The following is a 17017-nucleotide window of genomic DNA, read 5'->3' on the forward strand; positions in this document are numbered from 1 at the left end:
GTTTTGGCAATTAAAAAGTGGCAGCACTTCAAAGGCTACATCTAAGTATGAAACTTTCGTTTCTGATCAATATCATCAGATGATAAACCATCTTCATTGCTTCTGAAAAATATTAGTATTATTGCTATTCGATAAACCTAAAAAATATGAAGGCTGTAACATTCGCATTTGCATTTCTCTTTGTTAGTATTACCTTATTTGCTCAGGTAAAATTTTATTCCACCAAATATAAAGGCGGTATAAGTTGCAATGGTTTTTCGGGAGGAATAAATGGCACATTTACTAATGATATCACCATTCATATTCCACCTGGCAGTAGCATTCATAAAGCATTTTTATGTGCGGGGGAGTTAGGAAACGGAGGTAACCCTACTTTTCAACTTGATGGGCAGCCTGTGCAATTTACAAACAATGGCACCAACACTGCTCCTTACTTTTTAAATCCCAATTATGGAGGAGTAGCAGCCCCACACGCTGTAGATGTTACTAATATAATTTCGCCTACCGATACAGTTTATACACTTGTTTCAGTTCAAAGTGGATTAGGTGCCAACTTTTATACCGACTTTTACCTTATTGTGATGTATAGCAATCCCAACTTGCAATTAATAAATGTGCATTTATTTGGCAATGATAAGGATATGTCGCCCACGGTTACCCATCAGTTGAATTTTAGTCCGGCTTTGCCGGGCACCGGAGATATTGTTGCAGGCTTTCATATGGGGTATATGTGCGATCCGAGCGATGGCGAAATTGTAACCGTAAATGGTAACAATCTCGGAACAGGCTTTGGCCCTGACATCAACTCAATACCAAATAGCTGCGGAGGACCCTTTGCCAGTTTCTTTTACGAAAATGGTGTACCGGTAGGAGTATATGATGATGATGCTTCCATGGCCATCAATGGGCCAGATGTAACCTCCACGCTAAATGGTGTTGTAAATCCCGGAGACACTTCGATAAACATTGTTTTTGATCATGCCAATGGAGTAAGCCAGGACAACTCTATATGGAACACGGTGCTTGTTTATTCAGAAGCTATCACCATCGATAAATTTTGCTTTGGCGATACCACCCTATTTATTGCAAATGACTCTACCTCCTACATCGCACATCAATGGACATTTGACGATCCTATAACCGGCCCGCTCAATACTTCGTACGATGCCATGAGTAGCCATGTATTCTCTGCACCTGGTAATTATAATGTTCAGTTAATTCGAGCAAGTATTTTTCCGCCATATAGCGACACCCTCATATTTTCTGTAACTATCGTAAATAAACCAACACCCACTTTGGGCAATGACACCACCATATGTAACGGACAATCGATTATGCTTGACCCCGGAGTCTTTACCAGCTATCTATGGAGCACGAGTGATACTTCTCAAACCATTAATCCAACTACTACCGGAACGTATATTGTTACCGTAACAGATTTAACTTGCAGCAACAATGACACTCTGGTGCTAACTGTAATACCATGTGCCGGGGTTATTGCAAACTTGGCCTGTACCGACACTAATTTTTGCGATAAGGCATGTATTGACTTTTTCGACCTCTCTTTAAACTCGCCAACTTCCTGGCAATGGACATTCACCAGTGCTGCTCCTAACACCTCCACCGATCAGAATCCAACCGGCATATGTTACAACAACTACGGGAGCTTTGATGTGCAACTAATAGCCTGCAATGCAATTGGGTGCGATACGGTTTTATTCCCCGGTTTTATCAACGAATTTCAATTACCTCCTACACCACAAGTGGTTGTTTCTAATGATACAATGTATTGCCTTACAACCAATGTAACCTATGCGTGGGTTAATGTGAATAATCCCGGACTTGTATTGTCAACTGCGCAAAATTTTTATCCTGGAGTTGCCGGCAACTATTATGTAATCATTACAGATACTTTGCAGTGCAGTGTACCCTCGGGAGTTATTGGCATTTCTACTTCCATAATTTCGCTAGATGATAACACAGGCAGCATTTGCTATCAGCCGGGCAATGGGGTTTTACATGTGGTTGATAAAAACGTATCGCTCCAAGGATTAAGTCTGTTTGATAATACCGGCCGGTTTATTATGAGTTGCTCACCTGCAATAAGAACCACCAATTATCAATTCCCATGTAAATTAGCCTCTGGTATTTATACGTGTATTATCATAACTAAAAACGAACAGTCAAAACCTTATAAATTTGTTGTGTACTAAAAGAGTGTAAGTTGCGCGGCAACAGTAATCATATTCGAATACCTATAAATATTTGCGTCCAATTGCTTTAGCAATTGGAAAACACCAATTTTACTATTCAGCATATTTTAACCTCGCAGCATCAGGTTATTTGTAACAAAGTAGTACTTTTGGCATCTCTAAAATAAAACAATAAACATTATAAAAATGAAATTGAACAAACTTATCCTGACACTATTCTTATCCTTAGGGGTAATGCTATCGAATGCCCAAACGGTAGATGAAGTAATTGATAAATACTTTAAAGCAATAGGCGGCAAAGAAAAATTGGATGCAATAAAATCAATGCGCATGAAAATGAGTATGATGGCTGGCCCAATGGAAATACCAATCGAAATAAGCATAAAAAAACCCAACATGATGTATACTACCGTAACCGTGCAGGGAATGAATATGCGCACCGGCTATGATGGCAAAACAGGATGGTCTATTAATCCGTTTCAGGGAGATACCGTTCCACATAAAATGTCGGAAGAAGAGATTCGCGAAGTGCAAGACCAGGCGGATATAAATGGTCCATTATACGATTACAAAGCTAAAGGCAATACAGTTGAACTTGCAGGCAAGGAGGAAATGGAAGGCAGCGATGTTTATAAACTTAAGATCATAAAGAAATCGGGTGATGTGGAGTATTACTTTTTAGATGCAGGAAATTATTATTTATTGAAATCTTTATCGAAGAAAAATTTTCAAGGCAAGGAAGTAGAGTCAGAAACCATATTCAGCGATTACAAAGAACTGCCTGGCACAGGAATTATTATGGCTTACGGCATGGAGTCGCGTGCGGTAGGCGAAAGTGAAGGTCAAAAGATGACCATTACTTCTATCGAACCCAATTTGGACATGGAAGATGCCATGTTCCTAATGCCGGGGAAATAAATAAATGTTAATTCATAAATATATGAGCCGCCATGAATTTATTTGTGGCGGCTTTTGTATTCAAACTTTAAATCAAAAAAAAATGACTAAGCACTACGTAATGTCTTTAATGGTGTTGTTAACCACCACCGTATACGCCCAGATAAAAATGAACAGTGCTATGTTCGGGCAATATGAAGCACGAGCCATAGGGCCTGCCGTAATGGGTGGTCGCATTACGGCCATAGAAGGAGTTGATAAAGACGCCCGCACCATTTATGTGGGCACCGCAGCTGGCGGCATTTGGAAATCAACCACAGGAGGAAGTCTCTTTAAGCCTATCTTCGATAAGTATGCACAGTCGATAGGTGCCCTTGCTATCGACCAAAAAAATCCGAAAACCATTTTTGCCGGTACGGGAGAAAGTAATATGCGTAACAGTGTTAGCATAGGTAACGGGCTTTATAAAACCACCGATGCAGGCGAAACATGGTCACTGGCCGGACTTGATAGCACTGAGCATATTAGTAAAATCGTAATAGACCCAACAAACAGCAATGTGGTGTATGTGGCCGCACCGGGAGCTTTGTGGAGCGATAGTCCGCACCGTGGCTTGTACAAGACTACCGATGGTGGAAAAACCTGGGAAAAAATTTTATATAAAGACGCTGGCACCGGCTGTGCTGATATAATGGTAGACCCACGCAACACCAATGTGGTTTATGCATCGATGTGGAAATTCAGAAGAACCGCATGGTCATTTGCAAGTGGTGGCGAAACAAGTGGATTATTTAAAAGCACCGATGGAGGAAAAACCTGGCGTAAAATTCAAAAAGGGTTTGATGGCCAAATGCTTGGTCGCGTATGCCTGGCCATGGCTCCTTCGGCTCCCGATAATTTATATGCAATAGCAGAAGCGAAAGAAACCGCCCTTTACCGCAGCACCGATGCTGGCGAAACATGGACGAAACAAAGCAACAATCAAAATGTAAGCTGGCGCCCTTTTTATTTTAGCTGCATTGTTGTTGACCCTACCGATAGTAATCGCATCTATCGACCATCGCTAACACTTTCCTATAGCAATGATGGCGGTCAGTCATTCAGTCAATCAAGTTTTGATGGTGGTTGGGTGCATAGCGATCATCATGCATTGTGGATCAATCCAAAAAACCCTTCACAGTTATTTTTAGGCACAGATGGTGGCGTTTATATGTCAATGGATAGAGGCGTAAATTTTATATTTCTAAACAGCCTTCCTGTTTCTCAATTTTATCATGTAGCCATTGATGAGCAAATACCTTATAATGTATATGGTGGCCTTCAGGATAATGGCTCGTGGATGGCGCCTTCGCAAAGTTCGAACGGAATTGAAAATAAAGACTGGGAAAATGTTGGCGGTGGCGATGGATTCTGGGTTCAACCCGATTTACTTGATCCCTCCTATGTATACAGTGAATCGCAAGGAGGAAATATTACCCGTTTTTGCAAAAAAAATAATGAGTATAAAGACATACAACCCTATCCCAAAGCAGGCGAGCCAAAATTGCGTTGGAACTGGAATACACCCTTATACGCCAGCCCAAATGATAAAGCTGTATTATATTGTGGCGCACAATTTTTATACAAAACAAAAGACCGTGGCAACTCATGGGAGCGCATATCGCCTGATCTTACTACCAACGATCCTGTAAAACAAAAACAGGAAGAGTCGGGTGGTATTACAGTAGATAATTCGAGTGCTGAAAATCACTGTACCATTTTTACAATTTGCGAATCGCCTCTTGACAACAACACCATATACGTTGGTACCGATGATGGGAATTTGCAAGTAACAAACGATGGTGGCAAGTCATGGAAAAATCTCACTTCAAATATTAAAGTAATTCCTGCTAATACATGGTGCAGCAGTATTGAGCCCAGTCGTTTTGATAAAAATGTAATTTATGCCTCGTTTGAAAATCATACACGTGGTGACTTTCGTGCTTATATACTTAAGACTGCAGATGGTGGAGCCACGTGGACCAACATTGCCACAAGCGATATAAAGAGTTTTGTACACAAAATAAAAGAAGACCTGTCTAATAAAAATATTTTGTTAGCCGGCACCGAAATGGGTCTGTATATCACGCTTGATGGTGGAGTTACCTGGACACAGTTTACAGGCAAGGTTCCTATGACTCCTGTGCGCGACATTGTAATTGACAAAAAGACAAATGATGTAGTACTAGCGACACATGGACGTGGAATACTAATCATAGACGACCTCACTCCGATACGCGCACTAACGCCAGAAATACTGGATAAAGAAGTTGCACTATTACCCACACGTCCCAATTATTTATCGATGGGGCAATATGGAAGTGGATTTCCCGGTGCCGGTGGATATACAGGCGATAACAGCACCGAAGATGCCGTTATCTATTATTATCTTAAAGACCGAGTAATGAGCGGTGATGTTAGAGTGGAGGTTTATGACAAAGAAGGAAAGTTACTTGAAAAAATTCCGGGAAGTAAACGTAAAGGACTGAACCGTGTTACGTGGGGAATGCGCACCAAGCCACCACGCACCGCCAAGGGCGTGCGCCTTGATTTTGGCGGCTTTGTAGGACCTATGGTTACCGAAGGCACCTATAATATCAAATTAATAAAAGGTGATAAGTCTTACGATGGAACGATTGAATTAAAAGCATTACCTAATACTCCGTATAGTAAAGAAGAAAGAGCGTTAGCTAATTCAACCACATTGAAATTGTATGCCATGTGCGAAGATTTGGCTTTTATGAATCATCAGGTAATTTGCGTTGCCGATACTGCACGCGCGCGAATGACTAAAAGCACAGATAAGAAAGATTTACAAAAAGCACTGACTGACTTGGTAACACGAATGGAAAAACAGCGGGCGATGTATGTGGCAACTACTGGTGGTACAGCTATTACAGGCGAAGAGCGCATACGCGAAAAGCTGAGCAACCTGTATGGCACCGTGTGCTATCAGGAAGGTAAACCAACAGCTTCGCAGTTGGACAGGACCGAAGGTTTGCGTAAAGAAATGGATGACGCGCTAGCAGTTGTTAACGGTTATTATAATAACGAACTCAAGAAGGTAAATACATTATTGGCCAAGTATAAAATGGACCCTATTAACATTGCCATAAGAAGTGAATATGATGCTTTAAAATAATGCATCAAAGTAAAAAATTCCTTACTGCTGAGTGGCGCAAACTGGTATTTGTCAATTATACAATTGACCCTCGTATACTATTACCGTTAGTGCCGGCACATACCGAACTGGATAGCTGGAATAATAAATGCTACATCAGCCTTGTTGGCTTTATGTTTCTAAATACGAAGCTAAGAGGCATACCAATTCCGTTCCATCGCAATTTTGAAGAAGTTAATCTGCGCTTTTACGTTAGGTATAATGAAAAAGGAACCTGGAAGCGGGGTGTAGTTTTCATTAAGGAAATAGTACCTAAACTTCTTCTTACATTGGTTGCCAATTCTATTTATAAGGAAAGCTATGTAGCTCGACCAATGGATCACTTCATAAAGGAACATCCTGATACACTTGAAGTGCAATACTCGTGGAAGGAAAAAAATGCCGAGCAACTAATTTACTTAAAGGCAGAAAATAAACCATTACCCATAATGGCCGACAGCAAAGAAGAATTTATTACCGAACACTACTGGGGCTATGCAAAAGCAAGCGGCAATGGCACGGTTGAGTACCAGGTGCAACATCCACGTTGGAATATTTACAAAGTGATAGAGCACCAATTGAAAGTGAATTACGAAACGGTATATGGGCCATCCTTTGAATTCCTAAGCCACTTGAATGCCGATGGTATTATGCTTGCCGAAGGCTCGGAAATAAGTGTGATGGACAGAAGTTGGATTGAATAGATTGCTTTAGGGCGCTAACACCTTTTTTATGTCAGGCAGAAAATAATTTTCTGACTTCATTATTTTTCCGTCATCGCGGTAAATGGGCTTACCGTTGCTATCAAGCTTGCTCATGTTACTTCGATGAATCTCATTAAAAACTTCAACTATTTTATGTTGCAGTCCGTGAGCAATAATGGTACCGCATAAGATATAAAGTTTGTCGCCTAAGGCATCGGCAATGAGTTCAAGATTGCCTTCTTGAGCGGCCTCCAGGTACTCATCATTTTCTTCCTGCATAAGGCGGTGCCGCAATGCTATTACTTTTTCACTTAATTGTGCTTCAGGAGTTTCAAAATACCCCAGCCCGAATACTCGATGAAAATCGAGCACTTTATGCATCGTATCCAATAAGGTTTGTTCTGCAGTCATCTTATTTCCTTATTAATATAGGTTATTCATAGTAGTAAACTTTTAAAAAAGCACGGTCGCGCAAAAAGTCGATTTCTTCAATAGCAATTTTATGAATGTTGAGCCCTGTGCGCTCATTCAGGTCGGCAATAAGTTTTTCGCGATTACCGGGTTTAATATTTTCAATCAACTCATATTGAATAAGCTGAAACTTCTCATTTTTTATTAAAATGCTGCCATCCAACAAGTACGCTGTCAGAATAATTATTCCCATGATGAGACCCGATTCAAAATAAGTACCCTTTAATACCGAACTTATAAGCCCCATAGCAATTACAATAAAGAGATAGGTCATGTCCTTTTCGGAAATATTCTCGGTACGATAGCGTAACAGCGAAAAAACAGCAAATAGACCGAATGCTGCTCCGGTGCTGAATTCACTCTTATTCATAAAAGAGGTCATCATAAATATGATGATGTTGAAAACAAAGTACGTAAAAAAGTAATCCTTCTTTTTGTGGATCGGAAAATAAACGAAGCGGATTAGTACCACCACAGAAATCAGGTCAATCAGCAGTCGGATAAAAAACTTATCGCTAACCTTGTCAAGCAATTCAATATTCATCGATTAAAAATTTATTTTATTAATAACTTTATTCATGTAATGTATCTGCATTTTGAAATTATTCTTTTTAATATTCGGGTGTATGCTCATAATGGCCCAGCAATATTTGCTAAGCGAAGCGGGCAGGTAATGCCGCAGCTTTAGCATTCGGTTTACAGGCGAACTGTAATTAAATTTTGCTTGCTTTACTTCAACAATAACCAGGTGCTCGGCAGGTTTCATTCCGTTATCAAGCCCGGCCTCCAGATTAACATCGATGGTAACACGCTCATCCATGTTCTTCGAAATAAGTGTCATGCGTGCATAGTCAATTTTGGCTGATGGTTGAAGCTCGCTTGCTTTATATGGAGTAAGGCTACTAAGGAGGTTTATTTCTTTTTCGCCAAGATTAGCGCCTATCCCATCAGTCATAACACGTTTTTTTATGGTACGCCCTTTATTGTTTTTAAATTTTATTTCAAAAAAATGAAGATTACTCTGCACATACTTACGATAACGGATTTTATATCGGTTAGCTAAGCCGCAGTGGTGCTCATAAAAAAATTTAAGCTCCGGGCTATCAAAATAAAGGCTTTGATAATCGAAACATCGGCAATTGTCAATATCCAGCACATAGTAATACTTAGCTAGTTCAGGCAAAATATTTTGAAGAATATTTTCGTTAAGTACATACTTGGTATCGGTGCGGTCAAGCAAGGCCACCCTGTCCATTTTCTCTAGCGAGATGGGCTCAAAAATTTCCAGAAGTTTTCTGATTAGACTTTCTTTGTTCATGTACCTTTATAAAAAACGTTGCCAAAAGTATAAATATTTGTGACATGCATTTTACCGTAAAATTAAAAGTAGGCTTTAAAGCAATGATAATTTTGTTCTTGCTTCATTTTGCCATTAGTCTGGCATCGGCTCAGAATTTTATTTCGGAGCAAAAAAAATACAGCAGGGTAAAAGCACCTTTTGCCAAGCCGCATAAATCCTTGATCTCAAAACTTTCGGAGTTGAACATTAAGGAATCGAAAATGGAAGTTTTTATACGAGTATTGAAGCAAGAAGAAATACTGGAGATATATGTTCGCAATAAGGGCGAAGTAACATTTAAGCTTTTCGAAAAAGTGGACGTATGTGCCTCTTCAGGTACGGTGGGCTATAAGCTAAAGCAAGGTGATAGGCAGACTCCCGAAGGCCACTATCGCATCAATCTTTTTAATCATCAAAGTAATTTCCATTTGTCGCTAAAGATAAATTATCCCAACCATGAGGATAAGCAGCGAAGCAAAGGACTGAATGCCGGAGGCGATATTTTTATACATGGGGAATGTGTTACCATAGGTTGCGTACCATTGGGCAATGAAGGCATTGAACTGTTATACATGATGTGCGTTATTACAAAAAACAATGGGCAACAAAATATCCCAGTACATATTTATCCTTGCTATATGAATACCGATGCTTATTCTAAATTAAAGTCAACTTATAAAGGCAACAAAAATTATATCAACTTTTGGAACCAACTTGAAGGCAGCTATTTTCAATTTGAAAAAAATAAAACACTGTAAGAAATACAATAATCAACTTAATTTGCATTAAATAAAAAAGCAATGATAGTTGACTTACGTAGCGATACCCTAACCCAACCAAATGCGACCATGCTCGAATTCATGAAGAAGGCAAAGGTGGGCGATGATGTATTTGATGAAGACCCAACGATACACGAACTACAACACCATACAGCCAGACTATTCGAAAAAGAAGCTGCCCTATTTTGTCCATCGGGTACTATGGCAAATCAAATTGCTATAAAAGTGCATACACAACCCGCACAAGAAGTGATCTGCCACGAGCACTCGCATGTATATTTATATGAAGGTGGAGGAATGGCCTTTAACTCAGGTGTAAGTGTAAAATTACTTCAGGGTGATTATGGAAAAATAAGTGCTTTGCAAATTGTTGATAGCATTAATCCCGATAATGTGCATTATCCCATTACGAGCCTGGTTGTGGTTGAAAATACAAGCAATAAAGGAGGAGGCAGTTGTTACACAATGGATGAGTTGAAAGCAATAAAAGCGGTATGCAGTGCTAATAACCTAAAGTTACATCTAGATGGTGCGCGCATATTTAATGCTATTGTTGCCAGCCAATATACTGCTGCCCAAATTGGAGATTGTGTGGATACCCTATCTGTATGCCTTTCCAAAGGACTAGGAGCACCCGTGGGCAGCTTATTACTTGGAAATGCCGAAACCATAAACAAGGCGAGACGACTACGCAAGGTATTTGGTGGCGGTATGCGTCAGGCAGGATTTCTGGCCGCAGCAGGCTTATATGCACTTCAACATAATGTAGTTAGACTGGCCGAAGATCATCAACGTGCACAAGCTATTGCCAAAGCACTAAGTGCTTGTTATTTTACAGAAAGCATAATGCCGGTTGAATCGAACATTATTGTATTTAAAATAAAAGACGAAATAGCAAGCCATGATATACTAGAGCTATTAAAATCGAAAGGGATTTTAACCGTGCCTTTTGGAAAGCAACTACTACGTATGGTTTTGCATCTTGATATCAACCAGAGCATGGTTGATTATACAATTGCTACATTAACCGGACTCACCAATAAATAAAAATAAATTATACCGGGTACTTCAAGTAAAAAACGCTAAGTCCTGCTGAATAGACTCGCTGTAAAAGCGAACTGGTCACGAAAAAAAAGAGTCACCAAACCCCAACCATAAATGGAACCAAAATTTATTCCTTACCAAAAAGAAACCTATACAGCTACCGAAACGCTTGAGCGTAGTCGTTCACATTTTGAATACATGGATAAGCGTAGAACCGTTCGCGAGTTTAGTAACCAGCCAATTGAAAAAGAGGTGCTTGAAAATATTATCATGGCAGCATCAACCGCTCCATCGGGTGCGCATAAGCAACCTTGGACCTTTTGTGTGGTTACCAATACTGAACTAAAAAAACAAATTCGTGTAGCTGCCGAAGAAGAAGAGTATAAAAGCTATCATGGCCGCATGAGTGCAGAATGGCTGAAGGACCTTGCCGTACTTGGCACCGACTGGCATAAACCTTTTCTTGAAATTGCCCCTGCTCTGATTATTGTTTTCAAACAAACATACCACCTTAACGAAGGCAAAAACGGATTAAATTATTATGTAAACGAAAGCATTGGCATAGCTTGTGGATTTTTGCTTGAAGCCATTCACTATTGCGGATTGGTTGCCTTAACGCACACGCCAAGCCCCATGAATTTTTTGAGCAACCTTCTTAATCGCCCAAAAAACGAAAAACCCTTTTTACTTATTCCCATTGGCTACCCTGTAGAAAAAACAACAGTGCCCGATTTGCAACGCAAACCGGGCAGTGAAGTAATTTGTTATTATGATTAATGATGCGCTAGTATCATTGTTTCAATACACGCGTAATCTGCACAGCCGTTTTGGTTTCTGTTTTTACCGCATAAACTCCCAGTGGCAATGTGGTTAGGTCAACAATCTGCAATGCGCTGCCATTTGACGGCAATGCAGCAATCAACTTGCCTGCTACATCATATACGGTTATCGTTACAATTTTTTCTTCGCTTGCAATATACAATCTATCCTTGGTAGGATTTGGAAAAACGCGGATGGACGTCACCTGCCCTGTGCCATCATAAATTCCTGCTGATATGATACCATCATATTTAATCTGAGCAGCAAGAGCATTGGCAAGCAGATCGCCAAGACTATCACCGGCCAGCAATGCAAAAGCAACCTTTATACTATCGCCAACTGGTATGGTAAATGGCCCGCTACTAACTACATCAATAACATCATTACCTGTACCGGTACCACCTGCGGTGGCACGGTTGGTCGAAAGTGATGTGTATTTTTCGCTGGTGCTATAGCCATTAGCAATGTCAATTCCTCCCCCGCCTCCATTGATATTATCAAGCGCATAATGCTTGAAACTACCAGTAGTAAGCAACTTGGTGCCGGCAAACAATCCTCCGGCATCGGTACACCATGAATATCCCATCTTGAGGTTTTGATCTTCGGCTGACTTGTTGTTGGCGTAGGTTTGAATATCCCAGTCGGTAGCTATACCTGCATAGATATTACTAAGTGATGTAGTATTTTTATTGGTAATGGTATATTCAACTATTACAAACTTATCAAAGCCGGCATCGTCCCATGCGAATGCCTTATGGGTAACATCCACCTTTATTTGTGGCACTGCTGCATTGTCATTAAACTTGCCATACAAATCAAAATCGGAAAGAACATTTGGTACTTTCTGCACAGTCACTTGCGAAACAAAATCATCATCATTTGGACTACCGGATGTGCCACGAAACTCATCAGACACAGAGGAGGTGCTGCGCCCAATCATCAATGCACTTTCATACATCAAATTATCATCTTGCTTATAAACAAAACCTAGCCCTTCCACCTGATTATCGTTATTATAACCAATGCGGCCGCGGCTGCTAATGGTAGTCCAGGTTTGATTAACCATTACATTAATATAATCAACGTTTACAGTAAGGGTAATATATTGCCAGTCGTCATAGGTGCCATCGGTAAACGTAAATTTCAAAATTACCTTCGTGTTTTTTGGTGCATTGGGTTTTACATATAAACTATAGGGAGTTGGCGAAACATCAAAACTATCGAGCGTATTAATTACTCCCGGAGAAACTGTACTGTTCAATACAGTGACAGCAGTTGATGTGGAACTCATCGTAACTGATAAATTTACCGTTGGGTCGAGATAGTTGCGCAGTATACCGGTAACATTGATGGTATCGCCTATCACAAATGTGTTATCATTATTATCAGTGAGTAAAATATTTTCGAATCGTACTGCAGGAGTAGCAGCACTAATGGCATTGCCCATATTCACTCTTCCTTTGCCAATCTTATTCATGATATTGATGTTTTGAGGAAGATTGTAAACATAATCGCTTGTCATACGGATACGCTCACCTACCTGCTTGGCAGTATAGGCAGGGAACTGCGACTTCACAATGGCTGCAGCACCGGCAGTAACAGGCGAAGACATACTTGTACCTGACTGATTTGAATACGTATTATTGTAATAGGTAGAATACACATTGGTGCCTGGAGCACAAACATCTACCCAATAGCCAAAAGTTGAGTACGATGCGCGTGCATCCGAAGAGCCTGTGGCAGCAACAGCGAGTACATTTTCATACGCACCGGGATAAATATCTTGCTCTGTACTTGTGTTGCCGGCAGATACCACTACCAATGCATCCTGATTAAAGGTGGCATAATTAATCACATCTTGACCAAAGGTGCTGCCACCCGCTCCTCCCCATGAACAATTAATTATATCACAACCATGATCGGCAGCATATACAATGGCTTCGTAACCATTATCAATTTGGGTTGTACTTGCTTGCTTTGAAGCTTTTATGGGCAAAAACTTACAGTTAAAACCAGTGCCTGCCACACCTATGTTATTGTCGGTAGCAGCTGCTGCGCATCCTGAAACGTGCGATCCATGCGAGCTATTATCAACTACGGGATTATTGTCATTCTCGCTAATATCCCATCCACGGAAGTTATCTATATATCCATCGTTATCATCATCAACACCATTAATTGGGTCGGCCCAATTTAATTTTAAATTGGGAGCAAGATCAGGATGATCCCAATCGGTGCCGCTATCTACAATTCCTATTACCACATTGGTGTCTCCCTTTTGCGTATCCCATGCAGTATAGGCATTTATCTTACCCAGGTGGTAGCATTGTCCTAGGCTTGGATCGTTGGGTGTATAAAATGTTTGCATGATATACTTAGGCTCAACATATTCAAATAAACATGTTTTTTGCAATTGTTTAATAGCGAAAGGTATATTAGTACCGTTACAAGAAATTTGGTACATCAATGATAAATCTACTAACTCATTTCCTTGCGCATTGCGCAAGGTTGCAGGAGGGGTAGCAAGTGGAAAGATACGATTGATTGAAGCAGCCTTTAGTGTATTCATCACTGCCGACAGTGCTGGGTGCTGCACCTTGCCATTCACCATCAGGTTTCTATGGGCAGGCTTAAGTTTAACTATCAACACTCCCGGTTCGTAAGGGGCAGATTCATTTAAACTAAAATCCCGTTTTAAGGCAATCTTCTGCTGGGCACTGGCAGCACAAACCATTCCTGCGAATATCAACGTGAAAAATTGTTTCATTTGCTTATGATAATTTTAAAATTTATGAGGCGTGAAAGTAGTAATATTGTTGGATTTTTATGCTTTAATAAATTTATTAAAAAAATCTAAGGTCCTACAGCAAAATAACCCTAGTTTAATTTACTAATGCAGCATAAATCGAATGGTACAAAGCTACCCCTTTATCAAGTGAATAATACTTCTGAGCACCCTGGCGAATTTTTTCCTTTTCGAACTTAGTAGCTGCTAAAGCCGCTATCGCCTTATCGTATTGGCCGCTATCAAATCTATCAATTAACACTCCGGCATTACTATCAAGGATTATTTCATCGGTATCTCCTATTCCATTATTGCAAATAATCGGCACGCCCATACCCATAATTTCGCCCTGCTTGGTAGGCGAAGAAGCTGATTTACTAAAAACAGGCTTTATAAAAAAAAGAGCACTATCAGAAACAGCAATATGCACGGGTACCTGCGCTCGCGGTGCCGAAGTAATTATAATATCGCCACCAGCAATATTTTTTAAAGCAGCTTTTTCTAAAATAGGTTCAGGTAAGTCATTGGTTACAACTAAGAATTTTGCGTTGGGCATTTTTGTTGATAAGCGTTAAAAAGTCAAGCATTTCGTCAAGCATGTACCAGGATCCAATTGCACCTAAATAAATTATAACGTTAGCATCCATGCTGATACCTAATTTTTTCCTGAGTGCAGTTTTCGATTCTTCTGTTATTTTATGATAATCAAATAAACTTAAATCGGCACAACAGGGTATTACGGTGATGGGCAATTTTTCGTTCTTCAAACTCCAAGATTGAATTATTTTTTCAGCTTTAGAAGTGAGACTGATGATATGGTCTGCATTTTTCAGAAAATTTTTTTCGGCACGCTTAAAATAATTGTAAACCCACTTGAAGATGGGGTTGTTTTGATTCCAAATATGTCCATCAACCCGTTCGTCTGCATAAAAGCCGCGCATGTCAAAAATAAATTTTACCGCAAAGTGTTTCTTCAATGCTTGGCCTGCAAAGGGAGTGATGTAACTGCGACAGTGAACAATTTTAAAATTATAAAGCTGGTGTAGCTGAAAACATTTTTTTGTCATCACCCTAATATCGTACATAGTTGAAATAACGGGAGGCCACTTATGATATACCAATGGATGCCAGGTAATTTGTGCATCGGCACAAATGCGTTCAATAATACTTTTAGATTTGGAAAAATGCTCCTGCTTTTCGAAGCTGATTAAATGAAAACGAAAATCCAATTTACTTAAACCCACCAAATAAGGCAACACCTGCGACTGTCCCAACTGGTCGGTCATGCCATCGTACGATAGGTAAAGGACATTGGCCATAAAAATCAGGTAAGTAATTGGTGATACAAGGTTCTCATATTTTGGACTAAACGGGTGTAATGAAACTTCTCGTTTACATGAGCTTGTCCAATCTGACACATGTTTGAACGTATAGCCTCATCGTTAACAAGTGAGAGGAGGTTGTCGGCAAACTTTTGTGGCTGCGAAATTGGACTCAGCAAAGCGGTTTTGTTTTCTATTACCACATCGCGTACACCGCCTACATCAGTGGTTACAATTGGCTTGCCGGCAGCCTGTGCTTCGATGAGGCTTACAGGAGTACCCTCGTTGAGGGAAGTAAGCGCAACAATATCAAGTCCTGCAAGGGCTTCGTCCACATTCAATATCCAGGAGGTAAAAACAATTGGGTGATTCTCCTCCTGAAAGTTAGCTGTACTGTATGGTAATTTAAACCTAAAACACAAATCAATTACTTCTTGCTTGTTCTCGCCATCGCCAATTATTATTGCCCTAACTTTTTGCGATGTGTTTTTTAAAACATCACTAATGGCTCTTAAAAACAAACCATGATTTTTAATGGGCACCAATCTGCCAATAATTCCAACGGCTATTTCATCGTCCTGTATTCCAAATTTTTGTCTGAAAGCTACCCGCTTACTAAGGGTATCGATAGAAAAACGTGAAAGATCGAAACCCAAAGGGACAACAAAGTTTTTTCGGGAGGGGCTATTTTGAAATCTTGCGAGAGTTCCTTTTGTTGTTCAGAACTGATGGCAATAATACCCGATGTTTTGCGTGCCAGATACTGTTCTATGTGCTGGAATATTTTGGTTTTTAATGGAGAAAAATAAGAGTGAAAATAGTGTCCGTGAAAGGTGTGAAGCACCACAGGTACCTTGCAATTAATAGCGGCTAAGCGGCCTACCGCTCCTGGTTTAGCCATATGCGTGTGTACAATGTCGGGCTTAAACTGATTGATAATTTTTTTTATTTCATAGTATGATTTCACATCATCTACCAAACTTATCTCCCTGCGCATGCAGTTGATATATTGCGCTTTTATACCTAAGGTATCAATAATATGCTCACTACTTCCTTCAGATTCATCGCGCATGCCGCTTACAAGAAGGGTTTCAAACTCAGGAGCAAGGTATTTAGACAGGTACCCTACATTATAGGTAGGGCCACCCAGGTTAAGTCTATTGATAATACGCAATACTTTAGGCATAAGGAAGTTTGCTAAACAAATTCAAATACACGTGTAAAATAAATGTTACCATCTTCTATTCCTGTGAAAAAACACTCCAATTCGCATTTCTCAAAACCAGGTTGAATAAGCCATTGATATTTTCGACAAGTATCGCAACTTTTTTTTATTAAAATAATAAAAACAACACCATAACTTTAAATACTGACAATAGCCTAAGGGCATGCAAGGCGTCATATTAATTATTTGTGATTGTGGCTTTTTGAAATTGAAATTCTAC

15 protein-coding genes are annotated in these 17017 nt (G+C 39.9%); 7 read left to right on the forward strand and 8 right to left on the reverse strand.

Going from position 1 to position 17017, the window contains the following annotated elements:
- The first annotated feature begins 146 nt into the window (after positions 1-146).
- From IPO27_02235 to IPO27_02250, 4 genes are all read left to right on the forward strand, one after another.
- Positions 147-2213, forward strand: coding sequence for a hypothetical protein (locus IPO27_02235; GenBank protein MBK8845421.1), 2067 nt, complete (start codon positions 147-149; stop codon positions 2211-2213).
- 186 nt (positions 2214-2399) lie between these two features.
- Positions 2400-3131 carry a hypothetical protein gene (locus tag IPO27_02240; protein MBK8845422.1) on the forward strand — a complete coding sequence of 244 codons (732 nt, stop codon included), beginning with the start codon at positions 2400-2402 and terminating at the stop codon, positions 3129-3131.
- 82 nt (positions 3132-3213) lie between these two features.
- Positions 3214-6291, forward strand: a complete 3078-nt coding sequence (locus IPO27_02245; GenBank protein MBK8845423.1) for a glycosyl hydrolase — start codon at positions 3214-3216, stop codon at positions 6289-6291.
- Positions 6291-7013 (forward strand): DUF2071 domain-containing protein, encoded by a 723-nt coding sequence (locus IPO27_02250; GenBank protein MBK8845424.1) that lies wholly within the window; start codon positions 6291-6293, stop codon positions 7011-7013. Before IPO27_02245 ends, IPO27_02250 begins: the two co-directional genes overlap by 1 nt.
- Positions 7014-7019: 6 nt before the next feature.
- On the opposite strand, the gene IPO27_02255 is transcribed toward IPO27_02250, so the two are convergent.
- The 3 genes from IPO27_02255 to IPO27_02265 are packed head-to-tail and all read right to left on the reverse strand — an operon-like array spanning position 7020 to position 8802.
- On the reverse strand, positions 7020-7394 hold the full coding sequence (locus tag IPO27_02255) for a nucleoside triphosphate pyrophosphohydrolase family protein (protein MBK8845425.1): 375 nt from the start codon (positions 7392-7394) through the stop codon (positions 7020-7022).
- A 52-nt stretch (positions 7395-7446) separates the two neighbouring features.
- Positions 7447-8028: a DUF4956 domain-containing protein gene (locus tag IPO27_02260; protein ID MBK8845426.1), complete on the reverse strand. Its 582-nt coding sequence runs from the start codon at positions 8026-8028 to the stop codon at positions 7447-7449.
- A gap of 3 nt (positions 8029-8031) precedes the next feature.
- Complete coding sequence (locus IPO27_02265; GenBank protein MBK8845427.1) at positions 8032-8802, reverse strand: polyphosphate polymerase domain-containing protein; 771 nt, start codon at positions 8800-8802, stop codon at positions 8032-8034.
- Positions 8803-8885: 83 nt separating this feature from the next.
- Here IPO27_02265 and IPO27_02270 point away from each other — a divergent pair, with 83 nt between their 5' ends.
- From IPO27_02270 to IPO27_02280, 3 genes are all read left to right on the forward strand, one after another.
- Positions 8886-9581 carry a L,D-transpeptidase family protein gene (locus IPO27_02270; GenBank protein ID MBK8845428.1) on the forward strand — a complete coding sequence of 232 codons (696 nt, stop codon included), beginning with the start codon at positions 8886-8888 and terminating at the stop codon, positions 9579-9581.
- Positions 9582-9623: 42 nt separating this feature from the next.
- Entirely contained in the window at positions 9624-10649 is a 1026-nt protein-coding gene (locus IPO27_02275) for a threonine aldolase (protein MBK8845429.1), read from the forward strand.
- Positions 10650-10760: 111 nt separating this feature from the next.
- Entirely contained in the window at positions 10761-11423 is a 663-nt protein-coding gene (locus IPO27_02280; protein MBK8845430.1) for a nitroreductase family protein, read from the forward strand.
- 13 nt (positions 11424-11436) lie between these two features.
- Here IPO27_02280 and IPO27_02285 read toward each other — a convergent pair whose 3' ends face one another.
- The 5 genes from IPO27_02285 to IPO27_02305 form a co-directional block, all read right to left on the reverse strand.
- Positions 11437-14232 carry a S8 family peptidase gene (locus IPO27_02285; GenBank protein MBK8845431.1) on the reverse strand — a complete coding sequence of 932 codons (2796 nt, stop codon included), beginning with the start codon at positions 14230-14232 and terminating at the stop codon, positions 11437-11439.
- 115 nt (positions 14233-14347) lie between these two features.
- Positions 14348-14806, reverse strand: a complete 459-nt coding sequence (locus IPO27_02290; GenBank protein MBK8845432.1) for a hypothetical protein — start codon at positions 14804-14806, stop codon at positions 14348-14350.
- On the reverse strand, positions 14772-15569 hold the full coding sequence (locus IPO27_02295) for a glycosyltransferase (protein ID MBK8845433.1): 798 nt from the start codon (positions 15567-15569) through the stop codon (positions 14772-14774). Before IPO27_02295 ends, IPO27_02290 begins: the two co-directional genes overlap by 35 nt.
- A gap of 5 nt (positions 15570-15574) precedes the next feature.
- Positions 15575-16228: a glycosyltransferase gene (locus IPO27_02300; GenBank protein MBK8845434.1), complete on the reverse strand. Its 654-nt coding sequence runs from the start codon at positions 16226-16228 to the stop codon at positions 15575-15577.
- Positions 16177-16758 (reverse strand): glycosyltransferase, encoded by a 582-nt coding sequence (locus IPO27_02305; GenBank protein MBK8845435.1) that lies wholly within the window; start codon positions 16756-16758, stop codon positions 16177-16179. The genes IPO27_02300 and IPO27_02305 overlap by 52 nt, the downstream gene beginning before the upstream one ends.
- Between the last annotated feature and the right edge of the window lie 259 nt (positions 16759-17017).

The organism is Bacteroidota bacterium (assembly GCA_016714535.1).
Taxonomy (GTDB): domain Bacteria; phylum Bacteroidota; class Bacteroidia; order AKYH767-A; family OLB10; genus JADKFV01.